Annotated in this window: 18 protein-coding genes; 13 read left to right on the top strand and 5 right to left on the bottom strand. The window is 70.1% G+C overall.

Translation table 11 applies throughout. The features are described 5' to 3' along the window. Nucleotides 1–21 precede the first annotated feature (21 nt). Nucleotides 22–2,337: a hypothetical protein gene (locus tag VME70_10795; GenBank protein HTW20685.1), complete on the bottom strand. Its 2,316-nt coding sequence runs from the start codon at nt 2,335–2,337 to the stop codon at nt 22–24. A gap of 202 nt (nt 2,338–2,539) precedes the next feature. On the opposite strand from VME70_10795, the gene VME70_10790 reads away from it, so the two are divergent. Beyond that, a complete protein-coding gene (locus VME70_10790) occupies nt 2,540–3,511 on the top strand; it encodes a hypothetical protein (GenBank protein HTW20684.1) in 972 nt (323 codons plus the stop codon). Nucleotides 3,512–3,624: 113 nt separating this feature from the next. Here VME70_10790 and VME70_10785 read toward each other — a convergent pair whose 3' ends face one another. Both VME70_10785 and gcvT read right to left on the bottom strand, forming a co-directional pair. After that, nucleotides 3,625–4,176 carry a shikimate kinase gene (locus VME70_10785; protein HTW20683.1) on the bottom strand — a complete coding sequence of 184 codons (552 nt, stop codon included), beginning with the start codon at nt 4,174–4,176 and terminating at the stop codon, nt 3,625–3,627. 5 nt (nt 4,177–4,181) lie between these two features. Beyond that, a complete protein-coding gene (gene gcvT / locus VME70_10780) occupies nt 4,182–5,291 on the bottom strand; it encodes a glycine cleavage system aminomethyltransferase GcvT (GenBank protein ID HTW20682.1) in 1,110 nt (369 codons plus the stop codon). A 40-nt stretch (nt 5,292–5,331) separates the two neighbouring features. On the opposite strand from gcvT, the gene VME70_10775 reads away from it, so the two are divergent. The 4 genes from VME70_10775 (at nt 5,332) to VME70_10760 (ending at nt 10,903) form a co-directional block, all read left to right on the top strand. Next, nucleotides 5,332–6,852, top strand: a complete 1,521-nt coding sequence (locus VME70_10775) for a leucyl aminopeptidase (protein HTW20681.1) — start codon at nt 5,332–5,334, stop codon at nt 6,850–6,852. A 129-nt stretch (nt 6,853–6,981) separates the two neighbouring features. Next, nucleotides 6,982–8,361 (top strand): dihydrolipoyl dehydrogenase, encoded by a 1,380-nt coding sequence (lpdA, locus tag VME70_10770; GenBank protein ID HTW20680.1) that lies wholly within the window; start codon nt 6,982–6,984, stop codon nt 8,359–8,361. A gap of 18 nt (nt 8,362–8,379) precedes the next feature. Beyond that, complete coding sequence (sucB, locus tag VME70_10765; GenBank protein HTW20679.1) at nt 8,380–9,975, top strand: 2-oxoglutarate dehydrogenase, E2 component, dihydrolipoamide succinyltransferase; 1,596 nt, start codon at nt 8,380–8,382, stop codon at nt 9,973–9,975. Nucleotides 9,976–10,012: 37 nt separating this feature from the next. After that, the gene (locus VME70_10760) at nt 10,013–10,903 is read left to right on the top strand and encodes a TIGR01777 family oxidoreductase (protein HTW20678.1); all 891 of its coding nucleotides are present in this window, start codon (nt 10,013–10,015) and stop codon (nt 10,901–10,903) included. 155 nt (nt 10,904–11,058) lie between these two features. Here the strand turns inward: VME70_10760 and VME70_10755 are convergent, their stop codons facing one another. Further along, nucleotides 11,059–12,555, bottom strand: coding sequence for a serine/threonine-protein kinase (locus tag VME70_10755; GenBank protein HTW20677.1), 1,497 nt, complete (start codon nt 12,553–12,555; stop codon nt 11,059–11,061). A 185-nt stretch (nt 12,556–12,740) separates the two neighbouring features. Here VME70_10755 and lipB point away from each other — a divergent pair, with 185 nt between their 5' ends. The 5 genes from lipB (at nt 12,741) to VME70_10730 (ending at nt 16,742) form a co-directional block, all read left to right on the top strand. Then, nucleotides 12,741–13,409 (top strand): lipoyl(octanoyl) transferase LipB, encoded by a 669-nt coding sequence (lipB, locus tag VME70_10750; GenBank protein HTW20676.1) that lies wholly within the window; start codon nt 12,741–12,743, stop codon nt 13,407–13,409. Nucleotides 13,410–13,452: 43 nt separating this feature from the next. Then, a complete protein-coding gene (locus VME70_10745) occupies nt 13,453–14,184 on the top strand; it encodes an MOSC domain-containing protein (GenBank protein ID HTW20675.1) in 732 nt (243 codons plus the stop codon). A gap of 22 nt (nt 14,185–14,206) precedes the next feature. After that, complete coding sequence (lipA, locus tag VME70_10740) at nt 14,207–15,136, top strand: lipoyl synthase (GenBank protein HTW20674.1); 930 nt, start codon at nt 14,207–14,209, stop codon at nt 15,134–15,136. 127 nt (nt 15,137–15,263) lie between these two features. Further along, nucleotides 15,264–15,491 carry a hypothetical protein gene (locus VME70_10735; protein HTW20673.1) on the top strand — a complete coding sequence of 76 codons (228 nt, stop codon included), beginning with the start codon at nt 15,264–15,266 and terminating at the stop codon, nt 15,489–15,491. A gap of 489 nt (nt 15,492–15,980) precedes the next feature. Beyond that, nucleotides 15,981–16,742 (top strand): DUF4191 domain-containing protein, encoded by a 762-nt coding sequence (locus VME70_10730; GenBank protein HTW20672.1) that lies wholly within the window; start codon nt 15,981–15,983, stop codon nt 16,740–16,742. A gap of 158 nt (nt 16,743–16,900) precedes the next feature. Here VME70_10730 and VME70_10725 read toward each other — a convergent pair whose 3' ends face one another. After that, nucleotides 16,901–17,296, bottom strand: a complete 396-nt coding sequence (locus VME70_10725) for an RDD family protein (protein HTW20671.1) — start codon at nt 17,294–17,296, stop codon at nt 16,901–16,903. Between the two features lie 322 nt (nt 17,297–17,618). On the opposite strand from VME70_10725, the gene glnA reads away from it, so the two are divergent. The 3 genes from glnA to VME70_10710 form a co-directional block, all read left to right on the top strand. Beyond that, nucleotides 17,619–19,043, top strand: coding sequence for a type I glutamate--ammonia ligase (gene glnA, locus VME70_10720; GenBank protein ID HTW20670.1), 1,425 nt, complete (start codon nt 17,619–17,621; stop codon nt 19,041–19,043). A gap of 241 nt (nt 19,044–19,284) precedes the next feature. Then, the gene (locus VME70_10715) at nt 19,285–19,449 is read left to right on the top strand and encodes a hypothetical protein (protein ID HTW20669.1); all 165 of its coding nucleotides are present in this window, start codon (nt 19,285–19,287) and stop codon (nt 19,447–19,449) included. Nucleotides 19,450–19,454: 5 nt separating this feature from the next. Further along, nucleotides 19,455–20,670, top strand: a 1,216-nt coding sequence (locus tag VME70_10710) for a hypothetical protein (GenBank protein ID HTW20668.1), incomplete at its 3' end; no start/stop codon positions are given.

Genomic DNA, 20,670 nt, shown 5'->3' with positions numbered 1-20,670 from the left:
AGCGAGGTGGCCGGGAGCCGGTCACGTCACCGTGATCGCGCCGGTCGCCTTCGTCGTCGTTCCGCTCGCGCCGGTCACGCGGGCGGTCCAGACGTACTTGCCAGTCGCATGCTTGCCGGACCACGCGACAACGGCATCGCCGTACCGCATCGGGCCGGCCTCGCACGACAGCGTCGCCATGACGTGGCCCTCGTGCGCGATCGCGACCGAGCAGGTCTTGAGCACTGCGGAGAACGGCAGGTTGGTCTTCCAGGTCCGGTGCCGAGTGATGGAGGCCGGCGCGTACGGCGTACCGAGATAGCGCGGCGTCGGCAGCACCTTCGGTGAGATGGCTGCGGCACGAGCAACGTACGAGCCGTCAATCCATGCGATCACAGAGTCGCTCACCTCGGCCGGCACCGGCGCGTGCGGTACGTCGAGGATCTCGGTCTCGTCGTTCGTCGATCCGTATCCGCGCAGGTAGTACTTCGTCGGCACGAGCTCGTCTTCGTAGTACCCGCCGATCGGGTCGCTCGCGTGACTGGTGACGATGCCGCTGTTGGTCAGCTGCTGCACGAGGGTCCCGGTCGGCAGCGCGATCGGCTTGGCCATGGTCGCGACATTGCGAAACTCGCCGTGGCCCGTGCCCGTCTCGGAACCCGCGGTCCACGCAACGTAGGAGCCGTAGATCTGCGGATCCTCGTTGTCACCCGGCTTGGCAACCACCGTGACCTTGCCGGTCTTCGTGTCGAGCAGGTGGATCGCGCCCTTCGCCGTGCGGTAGACAACCTTGTCGCCCCAGAGCAGGCCCGGGTGACCGGCGCCTTGCGAGGTCTGTTGCGCGACCGCGTCCAGCTGTGGAAGCTCTCTCGACTTGCCGGTCACTGCGTTCAACAGGAAGTAGTGCCGCTTGGGAGAGCGAGCCGACTCGGCGTTCTGGTACAGCACCTCGTTGCCGGACACGAGGGTTGCGTCGTGCACGACGTGGTTCACCGTCGTCGTACGGTGCGGCGTGGTCACCCGCAGTGCGTACGTCGTGAGGCCGTCGTGCACCGAAGGAACCTCGTCAGCGATCGTCCGCCCGGAGCGCGCAATGCCGTCCCAGGCAGATCGGGGCGAGGTGACGGAAGCCGAACCTACGGTGAGCGAGCCTGATGTTTGTGACAGGTTCCGCGTGCGGACCGAGGAGCTGCTCGAGCTGCTCCCCGACGGCACCTGGTCGCTCGTCCAGCTGATTGCGCCGGAGGTGAGGGCGATTCTGCCGACGGTCACGTCCGACTTGGGGGCGGTGAGCAACGTAGTCGGCTTGCTGGCGGCATCGGTCACCGTCTCCAGGGCGTCGTCCGACGGATCGGCGACGACTGCCTTGCCGAAAGCCGCCACGGTTTGGGCCGCTTCATAGCCGATGCCCGCGCCCACCTCGTACGTCGAGACCGACGTCGCGCCGCCACCGACCGGCTCGCTGTTCACCACCACGTCCGCACAGACGAGGTTCGTCGCAGTCAGTGCCACGGACGGTCGGTAGGCGCCCTGGCCCATGCAGACGTCGGAGACCTTGCGCGGTGCCGAGCCGTCCAACGGGATCAGCTGAGCGACGATTCCGGTGTTGTCGCTGTCGCCACCATCGAGGCTGACCGTGCACACGGTGTAGGTCCCGTTGGTGCCGTTGCACGAGACACCGTTGGCGGGGTCCTTCGGCGCGTAGGTGCTCCACTGCGACTGCAATGTGGTCACCGCGCCGGCGTCCGTCATGTAGACGAGATCGCCGGCACCGTCGCCCAGCACGATGCCATCCGGTCCGACGTCGGCGGTGTACAGGACCGCGCTCAGCGAGGAGAACGGCTGGCCGACCAGAGTGGAAACGCCCGCCGTCGTCTCGTCGTACACCAGGCCGCCGGCGTAGTAGTACCAACCGTCCGACGACGAGCCGAGGTAGTTGCCCGGAACGGTCGCGCTGCCGCTCGTGTCCGCGTCGAGGTTCCACCACTGGACGGCGGTGCTGGGGTAGTCCTCCTGGCCAGTGCTCAGGATCGGGCCGACCAGCGAGTAGGACGCACCGTACCCGGCGTACTCGACTGAACCGGGACCGAGATCGACCGTCGGGCCGGAGCCGTCGTACTCCTCGAGCTCGGTGCTCCCCAGCACCTCGTTGCCGAGCACCTGGGTCTGCGCGTAGATCACGCGGCCCGGCTCGCCGGCGAGCGGGGTGAGGAACTGCGAGATCCCGCTCGGGGTCGAGACCGGGCTGATCGCGGTCCCTGCGGGTGTGTCGGCCAGCGCTGCCGATGGCGCGAGGCCGATTGCCGCCGAGGCAACCCCGATCACGGCAGCGGCCCACATGGTGGTGCGGAGCTTCATGCCTGCCCAACGTGCCAGGCCGCCGCTTCGTTGACGGCCGCAACAAGACGACCTTCCGTCCGCTCGGCTTCGGTGTCAACCTTGCAGGGTGGCCGGACGTGGGAGGGACATGGCTCGTCCTCGTCACTTCCCGCTGACATGGTCCGCGGCACGGGCTGTCGCCCTGCTCGCTTCGGCAGCGATGCTGGCCTTGCCCGCCGCGATGGCGACCGGACCTTTCCCGGCGGCCGCAGCCACGACCTCTACCTCCACGCCGCGAGCGCACACGAGGTACGTGCCGCTCGAGGGCTCGGCGAAGGTGCTGCTCTACGAGAAGCTGACCAGCGCGAAGCTGCAGACGAGATACACGAGGTATTCCTCATCGGTCCTCCGCGCACTCACCGCGAGCGGTAAACGGGAGCAGCTCGGCGAGCTCGGCACGGATGCCTCGATCTCGCTCGCCGGGTCGACCGTCGTCGTCGTCAATCCGCCGCCGCTCGACAACGGCGACCCGACCGCGACCGGCGACCTGCTGCGCTGGTGGAACCTTTCGACCGGCGCCCATGGGCATCTGGTCACGAGAGAGGACTTCGCCGGCGCAACTCCCGGCGGCTGGATGTACGAGCGGTCCGACGGCGGCGTCGGTCATCTGGTCGCCGTGTCCTTCGACGGCACCCGAACCGAACTCGGCGAGCCGTTCCCCAACGGCGTGCCGTTCGGAGTACTCCCCGGCCCGGACGGTTATCTGGCGATCGCCGAGGATCCCGACGACTTCGGCGACGGCGCGGCGATCTACACGCCGTACGCGCATCCCGATCGACCGGTAACGCTGATCCCGAAGACCAGCCCCGGTGAGGAGTGCAACGGGCTCTCGTCCACATACGCGGCATGCAATCTCGACAGCGACAAGATGACCTTGCTGCCGCTGTCTGGCGCGAAGCCGGTGACGACGAGAACCTGCGAGGACATCCCGTACGTCTACAAGTCGAACGCGGTGTGGTTGCCCCGGGACGGATGTGACGAGGGCCGGCTCGGTGAGTTGTCGAAGACAGGACACGTGACCTTCTCGACCCGTACTTACGAGCGCTACGACATGACCGTCGCGCTCGGCAAGATCATCGTGACCACCAAGGACGAGCGCGAGCTGCTCACGCTGACCAGCGCGACCGCCACACCCAAGGTGCTCCTGAACTAACCCCAACCTGCTCCGTGATCTTGACGTTGGAGGCGCACAAATCGCGTTTGTGCGCCACCAACGTCAAGATCACCGCGGGTGTGGGCGGCGGCCGCTGCGGCAAGCGCGACGGATCAGCGGGTCATCGGCGGGCTGGGTACGCCGGCTGCCTGCATCGCCTGCACGATCTCCAGCGCGATCTGCTCGGGCGGGTTGTCCGCCTCGTCGACGACGAAGGTCGACGCCGACGTGTAGAGCGCCTCGCGCCCGGCGTACAGATGCGCCATCGCGACCGCCGGCGTGGAGCCGAGCCACGGCCGGTCGGTGCCGGCCACCCGCTTCGCGAGGACCGTGACGTCGGCCCGTAGCCACACGACGAACCCGCCGGTCGTGAGCCGCTGCAGGTCGAGCGGGTCGGTGACGACACCTCCCGCCACGCCGGCGATCAGCGGGCCGCCCTCGTTCAGCGCGACGTCGAGCGCCGCCGACTCGGCGCGGCGCAGGGCGTAGACGCCGTCCTCCTCCTGCACGCGTCGGGTGTCCTTGCCCACCGCGCGCGCCAGCAGCTCGTCGTTGTCGAAGTACGGCCACCCGAGCAGGTTCGACAGCGCGCGCCCGATCGTGGTCTTCCCCGCGCCCATCATCCCGATCAGGAGGATGCGGTCGTACCGCCGCGGCGCAGGCATCGGCACTAGCGCACCGACGGCGTGACGAACGGCGGCTTGACCACGCGCATCGCGGACGGCTTGCCGCGTACGTCGACCCGCACCTCGTCGCCGTCGCTCACGGATCGCGCGAGCAGGGCCAGCCCGATACCCACCTTCAGGGTGGGCGAGAACGTCCCGCTCGTGACTTCGCCGAGGTCGACGTCGTCCGCCGAGCGCACCGCCATGTGCGGGCGCGGGATGCCGCGGTCCTCGCTCTTCAGCCCCCAGAGCAGCCGGGGAGCACCGACCTCGCGCTCGCGTGCCAGCACCTCGCGCCCCCAGAACGCCGGCTTGTCCCAGCCGACCGCCCAGCCGAGCCGGGCCTCGACCGGCGTGACCGCGATCGTGAGGTCCGACCCGTGCAGCGGGTAGCCCATCTCGGTCCGTAGGGTGTCGCGCGCGCCGAGCCCGCACGGCATCCCGCCCATCGGGCGAGCAGCATCGAGCACCGCGTCCCACAGGACACCGGCCGACTCGGCCGGCGGCAGCAGCTCGTAGCCGTGCTCCCCCGTGTAGCCGGTCCGGCACACGGTCACCGGCAGCCCGCGCCACTCGACCCGCTCGAAGGCCATGTAGTCCATGCCGCTCGGCAGCCCGACGGTGTCGAGCACCTCGGCCGACCGCGGGCCCTGCACCGCGATCGTCGCGATCGCCCGGTGCCGGTCGGCGACCTCGATGCCCGCCGGCGCGGCCTCGCGCAGCATCCCCGCCACCCGCTCGTTGTTCCCCGCGTTCGGTACGACGAAGACGTCCTCCTCGCCGCGGTACACGATCAGGTCGTCGACGACGCCGCCGGTCTCCTCGTCGCAGCACAGCGTGTACTGCGCCTGGCCCGCGCTGATCCGGTCGAGGTCGTTCGTGAAGCACGAGTTCACGAACCCGACGGCATCAGGGCCCGTGACGAGCAGCTTGCCGAGGTGGCTCACGTCGAAGACACCGACCGCCGAACGCGTCGCCAGATGCTCCTCGACCACACCCGCGTAGGACAGCGGCATCGACCAGCCGCCGAACTCGGCCATCTTCGCGCCGAGCGCAGCGTGCCGATCGGCCAGCGGACCCTGAACCGGGGAAGATTGTGCCGCGACATCGCTCACGAGCCGCGACGCTACCGGTTGCGGGCTAGCATTCGCCCCCATGACCCGAATCACCCTTTCGAACACCTCCTTGGCCGAATCGAACGTCGACGCGATCGTGATCGGGGTGGCGAACCGCAACGGCACGCTGGTCGTCGCACCGGGCGCCGGAGACGTCGACAAGGCGATGAAGAAGCGCCTCACGGCCGCGTTGACCGAGCTCGGCGCCACCGGCAAGGCCGGCGAGATCACCAAGGTCCCGACCCTGGGCGCGACGAAGGCGCCGCTGCTGGTCGCGGTCGGCCTCGGCGACGCCCCGAAGCGCGACGGTCAGTACTCGGAGGAGGCGGTACGCCGCGCGGTCGGCACCGCCGTCCGCACGCTGGCCGGCGCCCGCCGAATCGCGACCGGGCTGGCCGCGGTGAACGGGTCACTGAACGGCGACGGCGTCCGCCCGGTCGCCGAGGGCGCCGTGCTCGGCGGCTACGCGTTCACCAGGTACCGCAGCCGCGCCTCCAAGAAGGACCACAAGCGCGCGGTCGGGAGCGCGGCGATCGTCGTACCCGACCCTCGCGACAAGGCGGCCAAGGACGCGGTCGACCGCGCGACCGCGATCGGCGACGCGGTGACGCTCTGCCGCGACCTGGTCAACACCCCTGCCGCCGACCTGCACCCCGCGGACCTCGCGGAGGCCGCGGTCGAGGCGTGCGGGCCGGCCGGCTGTGAGGTCGAGGTCTTCGACGAGGTCGCGCTGGCCGAGGGCGGTCACGGCGGGATTCTCGGCGTCGGCCAGGGCGCGGCCAACCCGCCGCGGCTCGTGCGGATCACATGGAACGGCGGCCCGGCCGGTGGCAAGGCGATCCACCTGGTCGGCAAGGGCATCACGTTCGACACCGGCGGCCTTTCGCTCAAGCCGCCCACCGCGATGGAGTGGATGAAGGCCGACATGGGCGGCGCGGCCGCGGTCATCGGCACCATGCAGGCGATCGCCCGGCTCAAGCTGCCGATCAACGTGGTCGGCTGGGTCGCGAGCGCCGAGAACATGCCGAGCGGTACGGCGATCCGGCCGTCGGACATCCTCACGATGCGCGGCGGCAAGACCGTCGAGGTGATGAACACCGACGCCGAGGGCCGGCTGGTCATGGCCGACGCGATCGTGCGGGCCAGCGAAGAAGGCGCGACCACGATCGTCGACATCGCGACCCTGACCGGTGCCGCGCTGGTCGCGCTCGGCTCGCGCGTCTACGCGGTGATGTCGAACGACGACGACCTGCGCGAGGAGATGGTGGCCGCGGCAGATGCCGCCGGCGAGCAGGCCTGGCCGATGCCGCTGCCGGACGAGCTGCGCAAGTCGCTCGACTCCGACGCGGCGGACCTGTCCAACACCGGCGACCGCAACGGCGGCATGCTGGTTGCGGGCCTGTTCCTCCGCGAGTTCGTGCCGGACGGCACCCCGTGGGCGCACCTCGACGTTGCCGGCCCGGCCTGGAACCAGGGCGATGTCCACGACTACACCCCCAAGGGCGGCACCGGCGTGCCGATCCGCACCCTGGTGGAGTGGCTGGAGTCGCGCGCCGGGTAGGGGCCGGGATTCGAGGCGACGGGTCGCGAACTAACCCCGGGTCCGCCGTGGTTGCACTGATGAAAGAATGGGCTTCCGGCCACAAGCCGGTTCCCGACGTAACCTCGACCCGACCCTGGGAGATGTGCCGTGGCTGACCCGCAAAGCGCCGATCTCGTCATCCTCGGCGGCGGCAGCGGCGGTTATGCCTGCGCGCTGCGCGCCGCGGAGCTCGGCCTCTCGGTGATCATGATCGAGCGCGACAAGGTTGGCGGCACGTGCCTGCACCGCGGCTGCATCCCGACGAAGGCGCTCCTGCACGCGGCCGAAGTTGCCGACGCCGCCCGCGAGGGCGAGAAGATCGGCGTGCAGTCCAGCGTCGCCGGCATCGACATGGCCGGCGTCAACTCCTACAAGAGCGGCGTCGTCGACCGGCTCTATAAGGGCTTGTCCGGCCTGGTGAAGGGCCGCGGCATCACTGTCGTCCAGGGATCAGGACGGCTCACCTCGCCGACGACGGTCGAGGTGGACGGTACGACGTACAACGCATCCAAAGCAGTCGTGCTGGCCACCGGCTCGTTCTCCCGGACGCTGCCCGGGCTCGAGATCGACGGCGAGCGGATCATCACCAGCGAGCACGCGCTCGCGCTCGAGCGGGTGCCGTCATCGGTGATCGTGCTCGGCGGCGGCGTGATCGGCGTGGAGTTCGCGAGCGTCTGGCGCTCCTTCGGCGCTGACGTGACGATCATCGAGGCGCTGCCGCACCTGCTGCCGACCGAGGAGGAGTCCAGCTCGAAGCTGCTCGAGCGGGCGTTCCGCCGGCGTGGCATCGCCTTCAACCTCGGCGAGCGGTTCAAGGAGGCCAAGACCTCCGACGCGGGCGTCACGGTGACGCTCGAGGACGGCAAGACCTTCGACGGCGAGCTGCTGCTGGTCGCGGTGGGGCGTGGACCGGTGTCCGACAACCTCGGGTACGCCGAGGCCGGCATCGCGATGGACCGTGGCTTCGTGACCGTCGACGCCCACTGCCGCACGAGCCTCCCGAACGTCTACGCGATCGGCGACCTGCGACCCGGCCTGCAGCTCGCGCACCTCGGCTTCGCGGAGGGAATCATGGTCGCCGAGGAGGTCGCCGGGCTGAACCCGCCGACCATCGACTACGACGGCGTCCCGCGCGTCACCTACTCCGACCCCGAGGTCGCGAGCGTCGGGCTGACCAGCGCGCAGGCCGCCGAGCGTGGGTATCAAGCCGTCGAGGCCACGTACGACCTGGCCGGCAACGGCCGCGCGCAGATCCTGCAGACCGCCGGCGCGGTCAAGGTGATCGCGGAGAAAGACGGCCCGGTGCTCGGCATCCACATGGTCGGCGCGCGGGTCGGCGACCTGATCGCCGAGGGCCAGCTGATCACGAACTGGGAAGCGCTGCCGATCGAGGTCGCGCAGCTCATCCACCCGCACCCGACCCTGTCCGAAGCGGTCGGCGAGGCGCATCTCGCGCTCGCCGGCAAACCACTGCACAGCCACGGCTGACGAGGAGCCCCTGAAGCGATGACCGTGTCCGTCACGATGCCGCGTCTCGGTGAGAGCGTTTCCGAAGGCACCGTTACCCGTTGGCTGAAGGCCGAAGGCGACCACGTCGACGCCGACGAGCCGCTGCTCGAGGTCTCGACCGACAAGGTCGACACCGAGATCCCGTCGCCGGCCAGCGGCACCCTCGCGAGCATCAAGGTCGCCGAGGACGAGACGGTCGACGTCGGTACCGAGCTCGCACTGATCGAGGACGGCGCGGCCGGGGCCGGTGACGGCTCGGCGGCCGGTGCTGCGGCCACCGACACCACCGAAACCGCCGACACCGCGACCGAGGCGTCCGGCGCGAGTCCCGCGGCGCCGGAGCCGGCCGCGGAGGCTCCCGCCACGGAGCAGGCGCAAGAACCCGCTCCGGAGCCGGAGCCCGAGCCGGCCCCGCAGCCCGCCGCCGCACAGGCACCGCCGTTCACGTCGGCGCCGGCACCCACGCCTGCGCCTGCGGCCGCCCTCCAGCCGCCGGCGGCTCCGGTCGCGACGGCCGAGCCGGCCGCTCCGGTGCCGCCTGCGCAGACCTCGCAACCCGCCCCACCGCAGGCGCCCGCTCCGGCCGCCGCCGAGGACGGCGGGCAGGCGCCGTCGTACGTCACTCCCCTGGTCCGCCGGCTCGCCGCCGAGCACGGGGTCGACCTCGCCAGCCTGGCCGGCACCGGCGTCGGCGGCCGGATCCGCAAGCAGGACGTCCTCGACGCCGCTGCCCGCACCGGCAGCCAACCGGCTGCGCCCGCTGCGTCGGCACCCTCATCCGCACCCGCGCCTGGCGCGCCGGCCGCGGCTACTCCGTCCGCCCCGGCTGCGGCGGCTCCCGCCGCTCCTTCGGCGCCCGCGATCGCTCCGACCCGGGGCACCACGGAGAAGCTGTCCCGCCTGCGCGCAGTGATCGCCGAGCGGATGGTCGAGTCACTGCAGGTCAGCGCGCAGCTGACCACGGTCGTGGAGGCGGACCTGACGCGGATCGCGCGGCTGCGCGACCGCGCGAAGGTTGACTTCGCCGCGCGCGAGGGCGTGAAGCTGACGTTCCTGCCGTTCTTCGTCCTGGCCACCTGCGAGGCGCTGCGCGAGCATCCGGTGCTCAACTCCTCGATCGACACCGAGGCGGGCACGGTCACCTACCACGACAAGGTGCATCTCGGCATCGCGGTCGACACGCCGCGCGGACTGCTCGTTCCGGTGCTGCGCGACGCGGACGACCTGAACCTGGCCGGCATCGCGCGCAAGGTCGATGACCTCGCCGCCCGCACGCGCGACAACCACATCACCCCGGACGAGCTCGGCGGCGGCACGTTCACGCTGACCAACACCGGCTCGCGCGGCGCGCTGTTCGACACGCCGATCCTCAACCAGCCACAGGTCGGCATCCTCGGCACGGGCGCGGTGGTGAAGCGTCCGGTCGTCGTCGACGATCCGATCGCAGGTGACGTCATCGCGGTGCGCGACATCGTCTATCTCGCACTGACCTACGACCACCGGATGGTCGACGGTGCCGACGCAGCGCGTTTCCTCAGCACCGTGAAGCAGCGGCTCGAGGGCGGCGAGTTCGAGGCCGAGCTCGGGCTGTAGGAGATAGCTGCGGTCGCACCCGGGTACGACGGTCCGCATGAAGATCGCGATCACCGGCTCGTCCGGCCTGCTCGGCTCCGCTCTCGTCAGCGTGCTGCGCTCGGACGGGCACGAGGTGCTGCGCATCGTGCGCCAGGACCCGACCGGCCCTGACCAGCGCCGATGGGACCCGCAGGCGCACCGGATCGATGCCGGCGCGCTTGACGGCATCGACGCGGTCGTGCACCTCGCCGGGGTCGGCGTCGCGTCGAAGCGCTGGTCCGCGGCGCACAAGGAAGCCGTGCTTTCCAGCCGGGTCGACGGCACGACGACGATCGCGGCCGCGGTCGCGGCCAGCGGCGTACCGGTGCTCGTGTCGGCGAGTGCGGTCGGCTGGTACGGCGACCGCGGCGACGAGGTGCTTGACGAGTCCGACCCGCGCGGGGCGGGGTTTCTCGCCGACGTGGTCGAGCAGTGGGAGGCCTCGACCGCGGCAGCGTCAGCGGCCGGCGCGCGCGTGGTGTGCATGTGCATCCGCACCGGCCACGTGCTCTCCACCGACGGCGGTGCGCTCGGCACGGTGCTGCCGCTGTTCAAGGCCGGGCTCGGCGGGCGGCTCGGATCCGGGCGGCAGTGGGTGCCGTGGATCGCGATGTCGGACTACCTGAACGCGGTGCGCTTCCTGCTCACGGCGGGCGAGCTGTCCGGGCCGGTCAACGTGGTCGGTCCCGATCCCGTTCGCAACCGCGACTACACGCTGGCGATCGGTCGCGCGCTTCGGCGCCCGACGATCCTGACGGTGCCCGGGTTCGCGCTGCGGATCGCCCTTGACGGTTTCGCCGATGAGGGGGCGCTGGTCAGCCAGCGCGTCCTGCCGCGCCGGCTGCTCGATGCCGGCTTCGAGTTCGGCTACGCCGACGTCGACGCCGCCCTTCGCGCGATCCTCTGAGCGGTCCGACCCGGACGCGCGTCGCGCCTCCGTGTCGGACACGCATGGCCCATAGGTGGGGCTATACCGACACCGATGGGCCATTAGTGGGGCCGTAGCCCCACCGATGGGCCATCGGGGGGGCTACGGCGCGTTATGGGGCGCGGAACCCTCGATCACGGAAGGCTGGAGACCTTGGCGACCTGCCAGCCAGCCGCGCCGTAGTGCAGCCACATCGTGAACGTCCGGGCCGGGCGGGGGTCCCCGTGCCCGACGACGTGGCCAGTGAGGTCGACGAGGCGGTAGCCGCTCAGCCGGTCGACGACGCGCAGCTGCTCGTTCGCGCCGGACCCCGAAACCGGTGTGGCGGCCTCGACGGTCGCGGAGAAGCCGCGAGCGCGCAGGCCGCGGCTCTGCAACGAGCTGATGGTGGCGAGGTCCGTGTCGTACGCCGGGGAACCGGCGACATAGACGGCGGCCAGCCGGTCGGGGTCGGCGGAAGCGAACGCGGCCGCCCGGTCGGCATCGAGCCGCGCGACCACGGCGCGCCAGCCGGCCGGCGAGATCTCCGCCGCCGGCCTGACCGTCGCCGCTGTTGGGGTCAAGGCTGAGTGGTTCCCGACGGGGGGTTTCCCGTCGACCACGTGCGGCACGCCGAGGTGTACGTGCCCGAGCAGGGCACTGAGCGCGAGCGACACGGCGGTCATGATCGCTCCGAAGACCGCGACGACAATCGCCCGCTTCCACGGCCAGCGCACCTTGCCACGTGACAGCGCCTCGGCTTCGACGTCATCGACGTCGTCGTGGTCGATGGCGCGCCGGCGGATGACGCTGGTCACGGGGGCGGCGACCAGGTGCGCGACGACGGGGATGTCGACCGGCGCCGCCGCGCAAGCATGAAGGACCTTGCTGGCAAACGTCCTCGCGTCCGGCCGGTCATACGGGTCGAGCGCGAGCGCGGACTCGATGACGTCGGCGAGCGCCGGCGGCACGTCGGGCGCGAGCTCGGGCAGGCTCTCGTGCAGGCCGAGCAGGGCCCGGCCCTCCAGCTGCTCGGGCGAACCGCTCCCCCAGACCAGCTTGCCGGTGAGGGCGGCGAAGCCCACTGCGGCGAGGCCGAAGACATCGCTCGCGGGCGTCGGTCGCTCACCGTTTGCCACCGCGGGATCGAGGTATCCGAAGGTGCCCTCGACCGGCTCGGTCGCACCGACTGCCTGGACGACGCCGAAGTCCGCGAGCAGCGGCCGGCCGTCGGCCGTGAACAGGATGTTGGCGGGCGTGATGTCACCGTGCACGAGGTCGCGCGCGTGGGCAGCGGCGAGCGCGGACGCGATCGGGGCGAGGATCGTGACGACCTCGGGCGCGGGGATCCGATCGCGCTCCTCGAAGAGGTCCTCGAGACTCCCACCCGCTGCGAGGTCCATGACTAGGTAGGCACGGTCGTCCTCGACCAGCAGGTCGCGCAGGCGGACCACGTGCGGCCCGGCGACCGAGGCGAGGACGTTCGCCTCGCGGCGCAGCCGCTCGACGACGTGCTGCCCCTTGCCGAACAGCGCCTTGACCGCGACCGCCTCACCGGTCGTGACGTCCCGGGCGCGCCAGACCTCCCCGCTTCCGCCCATGCCGATCGGGCTCTCCGCGACGTACTCGCCGATCGTCAACCCGTGATGCACGCGCACATTGGAGCAGCGAACCGCCGTACGGCGCCGGCGTTGTCCACAGGGGCCCGCGCCGCCGACGAGCTCCCGACGGAGAGCGCCACGATCCCGTTTCAGCACACAACCCGATCCCGAGTGGCCGCCAATTGCGACACCGGTCGACATAACGGCCGCCCGTGCGCGACGTTGTGTGCTGAAGCGTGCGGTGCCGGCGACGTACGGTGGATGGCGTGGAGTTCGTGCGGCTGGGACGGGTCGGGTACGACGAGGCCTGGGCGATGCAGCGCGACCTGCATGCCCGCCGGGTCGCGGGCGAGATCGACGACACCGTCCTGCTGCTGGAGCACGATCCCGTCTACACCGCTGGCAAGCGCACCGAGGTCTGGGAGCGACCCGCCGACGGTACGCCGGTCATCGACGTCGACCGCGGCGGCAAGATCACCTGGCACGGACCGGGGCAGCTGACCGGGTACCCGATCGTCGCGCTGCCGGATCCGGTCGACGTGGTCGGCCATGTGCGCCGGCTCGAGGACGCCATGATGGCGGCTTGCCGGTCGTTCGGCGTCGAGACCGTGCGGATCGACGGACGCAGCGGCGCGTGGGTGCCTGCGGACGCGCGCGGACCGGCGCGCAAGGCGGCCGCGATCGGCGTACGGGTTGCGCGCGGAGTGACCATGCACGGCTTCGCTCTCAACTGCAACTGCGCGCTGACCGCGTTCGACCGGATCGTGCCCTGCGGCATCACGGATGCCGGAGTGACCTCCCTGACAACCGAGCTCGGCCGCGAGGTCACGGTGGACGAGGCGCTGCCGGTCGTCGAGGCCGCTTTGGGCCGGGCACTCAGCGCCGCCGTGGGTTCACCGCGCTGAAATCCCGTCGAGTCCGCTCGCGACGCTGGCGATGATCCGCAATATGGAAGCGTGCGGCGAGTGCGGTTTCGACCCCGCGCATTGGAATCCGGCGGACGCCGCATCGACGCTTCGGATCGTCCACGTCTGGTTCGAGTGGCTCGCCGAGGGTGCGCCGGCCGACATCGCCGGCGACCTGCAACCGTACCGCGAGACGATCGCGGCGGTTCGGCGGGACCCGGCAACGTACGACGAGGCGCTCGGCGAGGTGCACCTGGCCTGGCATGCCCTCGCCCGAGCCGGGCGGGTTCGCCACCGCGGGACCGCTTCCCAGCGAGGTCACGTAATACAGGTCAACGCAAGCAGGGGTGGAGTCCCGAAATCCTCGGTCTCCGGTCCGGCCGCCATCGGCTGGGCCGGGCTCGAAATCGACTGCCAGGACGACCGCGACAACCACGGCCGGCCGTGGCAGGCGATTTGCCTTTGGTCGGCCGATGTCATCGATCGGCTGGCCGACGAGGGCCACCCGATCGCGGCCGGACGGGCCGGCGAGAACCTCACGCTGGGCGGGCTCGACTGGGCGGCCGTGACCCCGGGACAGCGGCTGCAGGTCGGCACCGCCCGTCTCGAGACCACGCCGTACTCGACGCCGTGCAGCAAGAATGCGCCGTGGTTCCTCGCGGGCGAGTTCCGCCGGATGTCACACGACCTGCACCCGGGTTGGTCGCGCATCTACGCCCGGGTGCTGAAGCCGGGCACGGTCTCGGCGGGCGACACCGTAACCGTCCTGCCGTGAGCCGGCGCGTAGGCTCGATCGGGTGACGGCGGTGGCGCCCGAGGGGCGGAAGTTGCTGCGGGTCGAGGCCCGCAATGCCGCCGTACCGATCGAGAAGAAGCCGCCGTGGATCAAGACCCGGGCGCGGATGGGCCCGGAGTTCACCGAGCTGAAGGCGCTGGTCAAGCGCGAGGGCCTGCACACCGTGTGCGAGGAGGCCGGCTGCCCGAACATCTACGAGTGCTGGGAGGACCGGGAGGCGACGTTCCTCATCGGCGGCGACCAGTGCACGCGGCGTTGCGACTTCTGCCAGATCGACACCGGCCGGCCCGAGCCGCTGGACCGCGACGAGCCGCGGCGGGTCGCGGAGAGCGTTCAGGCGATGGGGCTGCGGTACGCGACCGTGACCGGCGTCGCGCGCGACGACCTCGAGGACGAGGGCGCCTGGCTGTACGCCGAGACCGTCCGCGCGATCCATGGCCTCAACCCGGGCACCGGGGTCGAGCTGCTGGTGCCCGACTTCTCCGCGCGACCCGAACTGCTCGGGCAGATCTTCGAGGCGGCGCCCGAGGTCTTCGCGCACAACCTCGAGACCGTGCCGCGGATCTTCAAGCGGATCCGGCCGGCGTTCCGCTACGACCGGTCGCTGTCGGTGCTGACCGCCGGTCGCGCGGCCGGCATGGTGACGAAGTCGAACCTGATCCTCGGGCTCGGCGAGACGCGAGCCGAGGTGGAGTCCGCGCTGGTCGACCTTCGGGACGCGGGGTGTGACCTGGTGACGATCACGCAGTACCTCCGCCCGTCGCCGCGCCACCACGCGGTCGAGCGCTGGGTGACGCCGGAGGAGTTCGTCGAACTGGCCGGGTACGCCGAGGAGCTTGGGTTCGCCGGGGTGATGAGCGGGCCGCTGGTCCGGTCGTCGTACCGCGCCGGGCGGCTCTACCAGCAGGCGATCGCGGCCCGTACCGCCTGACTGGTCCGCTTGCCGGTTGGGCCGGGGTCGGCTTGGCGAACGCCGCTCGCCCCGGCCGTGAATTTCGACCAGAGACGTTCACCGCGGGGCAACTCGGTTGTTACACCGCACGCGCACCATGGAACTCATGCAGGACATGTTGCGAAGTGTCGCTCGGGCCGTGTGGGCCGACGGCGGCCAGCGGGGGGCCCGCCGCAACGCGTGGGCGGCGATGTCCGTCGATGCGCACCGGGCGCGCGAGCGCGCCCAAGCTGCCGAGGCGATGGCGTCGGCGGTCGCGGCCCTGGGGCCGGTACCGTCGCAGGCCGCCGGCTCCGAGTTGGACATCGTGGAACGCACGGCGGTCGGCTCCTAACTCCCGCGCCTCGCGCAACGACGCGCATGGCCCATAGGTACAGCCCGCCGCGACACGCATGGCCCATAGGTGCAGCCCGCCGCGACACGCATGGCCCATAGCTGTCGCCAGGGCAACACGCATGGCCCACCGGTGCAGCCCGCCGCGACACGCATGGCCCACGGCTGTCGCCAGGGCAACACGCATGGCCCATAGCTGTCGCCAGGGCAACACGCATGGCCCACCGGTGCGGGCCGCCGCGACACGCATGGCCCACCCGTGCCACCCGCAGCGACGCGCATGGCCCATAACTGTCGCTGACGCCTGCACCAATGGCCCATGGGTGGGCCGATAGCCCCACGCATGGCCCATCGGTGGGGCTGCGCTGCGCCCACGAGCACCGGGCGGCGCCCACGAGCACCGCACCGCGGCCACGACGACCACCAGCGCTCGCACCCAAGCGCCGACGGATCATCCACCGCGGCCGCGCCGACTCATAGACTCGCCGCCATGGCCCCGAGTCTCCGCTCGCTGAGGAAGCCGTCCGAGAAGCCCCCGGCGAAGGCTTCCGGCAAGCCCGCGCGCGGGTCGGGCAAGGCGGCGCCGGACCCGAACGCCCCTCCCGGCCGGGTCGCGCAGATGCGCGAGGTCTGGAAGATGGTCCGCGCACAGGACCGGCGCGCGATCCCGCTGATCTTCGGCCCGGCGCTCGGCGTACTGGTCGTGCTGGTCGTCGTCGGCATCCTGATCGGGCAGCCGATCATCCTGTCGATCGCCGGAGTGCTGGTGGCGCTGGTGGTCGGTACGGCGATCTTCGGCCGGCGGGCGACCAAGACGATGTACGACCGGGTCGAGGGCCAGACCGGCGCGGCGGCCGCGATCCTGCAGGGCATGCGCGGCGACTGGCGGGTGACGCCGGCGGTCGCGTTCACCCGCAACCAGGATCTCGTGCACCGCGTGATCGGCCGGCCGGGGATCGTGCTGGTCGGCGAGGGCCCGTCGCCATCGGCGATCCGCGGGCTGATCACCGACCAGAAGCGGCGGATCGGCCGGGTCGCGCCCGAGACGCCGGTGTACGACGTGATCGTCGGCGACGGCGAGGGTCAGGTCTCCGTCCGCAAGCTGCAGAACCACGTCATGCGACTGCCGCGCAACCTCCGCAAGTCCGAGATCAGCGCGGTCGAGGCGCGGATGCGCGCGCTCGGCGGCCCGAGCATGCCGCTGCCGAAGGGTCCGGTGCCGACCAGGGTGCCCCGCGGCAAGATGCGCTGACACTTCCCGCGAGCGCCCTCGCCGTACTCGCCTCTCGGTTCGTTTCAGCACACAACGCTCGCGAGTCGACGCCGTTCTGTTGCTCTACGTCCGATATCACCGCCACATCCCGGCGCGTTGTGTGCTGAAACGCCCAGGGTTCGGGAGCCGACGAGCGGTCAGCGGGTGTGGATCATCACGGTGCCGGCGGCTCGGTCGTGCATCGCCCGGCCCGAGGAGTCGTTGAACAGCGCCGGTACGACGGTCGCCAGCAGCGCGGTCCGCAGCAGCACCCACTTGAAGGCGGCGCGACCCTGCTGGTCGGCGCGGAGTACGGCGATCCCGACCACGCGCATGCCGGGCGTCTGGCCGGCGAAGGTGACGAAGAACAGCTCGATCGCCAGGAAAACGAGGTACGACGTCAGGCTCTGCCGCGAGCTGTTGTGGAACCCGCCGTTGATCAGCGCGGCCAGCAGGTCCGCGATGATGCCGTCGACCACGAACGCCAGGAACCGCGGCCCGAATCCGGCGACCGCGCCGACTCGGGAAGCCGGCGGATCGGCGGGAGCGGGCACGGCGGCCACGCTAGCGGGCAGCGCCCCTCGCATGGCCCATGCGTGGGGTCACAGCCCCACCGATGGCCCATGCGTGGGGTGATAGCCCCACCGATGGGCCATGCGGGGGTGATAGCCCCACCGATGGGCCATGCGTGGGGCCGAGACCTGAGCCGATCCGGCCCGGCGTAACGCCGCCGAAACAAGGCGGTAACCGGAGGTCAACCGCCGGGACCTACGGTGGCCGTCATCCCGAGCACGGCCCGGAGTAGGTTGCCTGGTAGGAGGCGACTTCCCCGGTCCGGCCAGTCAGCGCAGGCGCCATGAGGAGGCGGCAGACCGCATGTTCGAAAGCTCCGATGACGTTCTCTCCTATATCTCGAAGAACGACGTGCAGTTCGTCGACGTACGGTTCTGCGACCTGCCGGGGATCATGCAGCACTTCACCTTCCCTGCGAGCAATTTCGGCGAGAGCGCGTTCAACGACGGGCTGATGTTCGACGGGTCGTCGATCCGCGGGTTCCAGCAGATCCACGAGTCGGACATGCTGCTGCTGGCGGACCCGACGACGGCGTACATGGACCCGTTCCGCCAGCACCCGACGCTGATCATGAACTTCTTCATCCACGACCCGCTGACCGGCGAGGCGTACAGCCGCGACCCGCGCAACATCGCGAAGAAGGCCGAGGACTACCTGCGCGGCTCGGGGATCGCGGACACGACGTACTTCGGGCCGGAGGCGGAGTTCTACATCTTCGACGACGTGCGCTACGACCAGACGCCGCACTCGTCGTACCACTTCCTGGACTCGGTCGAGGGCGCGTGGAACTCCGGGCGCGAGGAGCCGGGCGGCAACAAGGGCTACAAGCCGCGCTACAAGGGCGGCTACTTCCCCGTCCCGCCGACCGACCACTTCACCGACCTGCGCTCGGAGATGGTGCGGGTCCTGCTCGACATCGGGATCGACGTCGAGATGCAGCACCACGAGGTCGGTACGGCGGGGCAGGCGGAGATCGACTTCCGGTTCGACACGCTGCTGAAGACCGCCGACAACCTGATGAACTTCAAGTACGTCGTGAAGAGCGTCGCGCGCCAGCACGGCCGGACCGCGACGTTCATGCCGAAGCCGATCTTCCAGGACAACGGCTCGGGCATGCACTGCCACCAGTCGCTGTGGAAGGACGGCGCGCCGCTGTTCTACGACGAGATCGGGTATGCAGGGCTGTCGGACACCGCGCGCTACTACATCGGCGGGCTGCTCAAGCACGCGCCGTCGCTGCTGGCGTTCACGAACCCGACGACGAACTCCTACCGCCGGCTGGTGCCCGGCTACGAGGCGCCGGTCAACCTGGTCTACTCGCAGCGCAACCGCTCGGCCTGCTGCCGGATCCCGATCACAGGGTCGAACCCGAAGGCGAAGCGGCTGGAGTTCCGCGTACCGGACCCGTCGTGCAACCCGTACCTCGCGTTCTCGGCGATGCTGATGGCCGGCCTGGACGGGATCCGGAACAAGATCGAGCCCCCGGAGCCGGTCGACAAGGACCTCTACGAGCTGCCGCCGGACGAGCTCGCCGCGGTCGCCCAGGTGCCCGGCTCGCTCGAGGCCGTGCTGGACATCCTCGAGGAGGAGCACGAGTACCTGCTCGAAGGCGGCGTCTTCACCCCCGACGTGGTCGAGACCTGGATCGACTACAAGCGAGAGCACGAAGTCGACGCCATCCGGCTACGTCCCCACCCGTACGAGTTCGCCCTGTATTACGACATCTGATTCGGGCGTTTCGGCGACCTGCCGTTTTGGCCGAAAACCGGCCCTGACCTGCAGTTTTGGTTCCGACGGTTGCCGGCTGGTAACGGCTGTTTCTGGTGCTCCCAACATCCACAGAACATCCAGGATTTGATGTTGAAGCGGTCGGCGACCCTTGCGTAGCGACGCCGGCCGCTTGCGCTCGCCCCTCGCCGGACTCACAATGGTGTAGTACTCGAACATGTGAGCGAAGCGAGGAATACGGATGAACAAATCTGAGATGTGGGTCGTGTTGGGCTTTTTTCTGGTCGTCGGTGCCGTAGCGGGCACGATGGCAAAGAAGGAGGCCGCGGCGCTCGGCCTCAGCGCCATTGAGCTCGGACTGCTGACGATGGCAGCGGGCGCCTACGCATCGCGCAAACTCGCGTAAGGGGCATGGCCACCGCAGTTCCCCGAAGCGCCTGGCTGGCCCTTCCGGCATGGATCTGGGGAGGGTCGGCCGAGTCCTTTCTTGATGCGGCCGGGCTGGCCATCGTCGGCGAAGGGCAGCAAGACGGCTCGAACCTCTACAAGGTGGAGACGAGAGAGCGAAGCACGACGGGCCGCCCAGGGCTCGTCGCCTCTCGTGAGTTAGCAGGTCCGGGTGTGGCGGCCGAGCGATTCGATCTGATCGAGATCGCCGAGCGGAGTACGGACCAGAGTCCGCTGATTGACGTCCAGCGGCACGATCGGCTTCGCAGCGCGATCCAGGACATGGCGCGACGTCTCGAGGAGCGAGGTCCGTCCGACGACCTAACGCCACTGTTCGCGCTTCGCCAACTCGAGACCATCGCCGTGGCGCCGTCCGATCTCGCCGGAGCGGTCAAGACGATCTACACCGACCTTGGAGACATGAGGTTTGCGGAGTCGAACGAACGGATCTTCCCGCAGGTGGGCGTCCATCTGATCACGCGCGAGTCGGCGCTGACGCGCCGCGCGCACCTCCCGGCTGTTCTGTTACGGATCGAGCACGACCCCACGCTCGCCGCCGCTGACACCAGCTCGATCGCGGCGATCAACGCCGGCGGCGAGTTGGTCTTCGCAGGCTCTGGCGGTCTGAACGAGGGCGTGATGTTGCTCGACGCCTATCTGTCGCCGCTGATGCGAGCACTCACGCCGTTCGTCTGGGCAGTCCCGACCACCCGTGTCTCGGGCACCATCATTTACACCCTCGGTTGTGCACTACCTGGAGTCAGAGGCGAAGCCGCTGAACCGCTCCAACTGATGCCTAGCCGAAGCACGACCGAGCAGATCGAGAGACCTGATCTGACGGGTGCATCCTGTTCAGCGGCCCTCCAGTGGTGGACTCGTCGGCTCGACAGACTCCTCAGCGTCACGTCGGACCCGGCGACCTTCACCGACGACGGGGATCGCTACGTGCCCAACAAGCACCTGCATGCGCTGCTGACGATCGACCAGGTGTTCCGTCGGACCGGGTCCATCCTCCAGGCACATCGCGACATCGACGCGCGACGTGTGTTGCTATTCACCGTCTTGGATTCACTGCAAAAGCTGACGAGTCGAAATCTGCTCACTATGTGTCGCCTCGCATTCGCCACGAGCACTCTGCAAGAGCTTGAGTCCGAAATACCGACAGCCGCACAGCCGGTGC

Source organism: Mycobacteriales bacterium (assembly GCA_035504215.1).
In the GTDB taxonomy this organism is placed as follows: Bacteria; Actinomycetota; Actinomycetes; order JAFAQI01; family JAFAQI01; genus DATAUK01.
The sequence above is the reverse complement of the archived record's forward strand: the minus strand, read 5'-3'. Positions and strand labels throughout refer to the sequence as shown.

Bases quoted from the DNA above. Each gene is read 5' to 3' on its own strand.
- VME70_10790 (HTW20684.1), top strand. From the start codon at position 2,540: ATGGCGACCGGACCTTTCCCGGCGGCCGCAGCCACGACCTCTACCTCC.
- VME70_10715 (HTW20669.1), top strand. From the start codon at position 19,285: ATGAACAAATCTGAGATGTGGGTCGTGTTGGGCTTTTTTCTGGTCGTC.
- VME70_10760 (HTW20678.1), top strand. From the start codon at position 10,013: ATGAAGATCGCGATCACCGGCTCGTCCGGCCTGCTCGGCTCCGCTCTC.
- VME70_10785 (HTW20683.1), bottom strand. From the start codon at position 4,176: ATGCCTGCGCCGCGGCGGTACGACCGCATCCTCCTGATCGGGATGATG.
- glnA (HTW20670.1), top strand. From the start codon at position 17,619: ATGTTCGAAAGCTCCGATGACGTTCTCTCCTATATCTCGAAGAACGAC.
- VME70_10775 (HTW20681.1), top strand. From the start codon at position 5,332: ATGACCCGAATCACCCTTTCGAACACCTCCTTGGCCGAATCGAACGTC.
- sucB (HTW20679.1), top strand. From the start codon at position 8,380: ATGACCGTGTCCGTCACGATGCCGCGTCTCGGTGAGAGCGTTTCCGAA.
- VME70_10735 (HTW20673.1), top strand. From the start codon at position 15,264: ATGCAGGACATGTTGCGAAGTGTCGCTCGGGCCGTGTGGGCCGACGGC.
- VME70_10795 (HTW20685.1), bottom strand. From the start codon at position 2,337: ATGAAGCTCCGCACCACCATGTGGGCCGCTGCCGTGATCGGGGTTGCC.
- VME70_10730 (HTW20672.1), top strand. From the start codon at position 15,981: ATGGCCCCGAGTCTCCGCTCGCTGAGGAAGCCGTCCGAGAAGCCCCCG.
- VME70_10745 (HTW20675.1), top strand. From the start codon at position 13,453: ATGGAAGCGTGCGGCGAGTGCGGTTTCGACCCCGCGCATTGGAATCCG.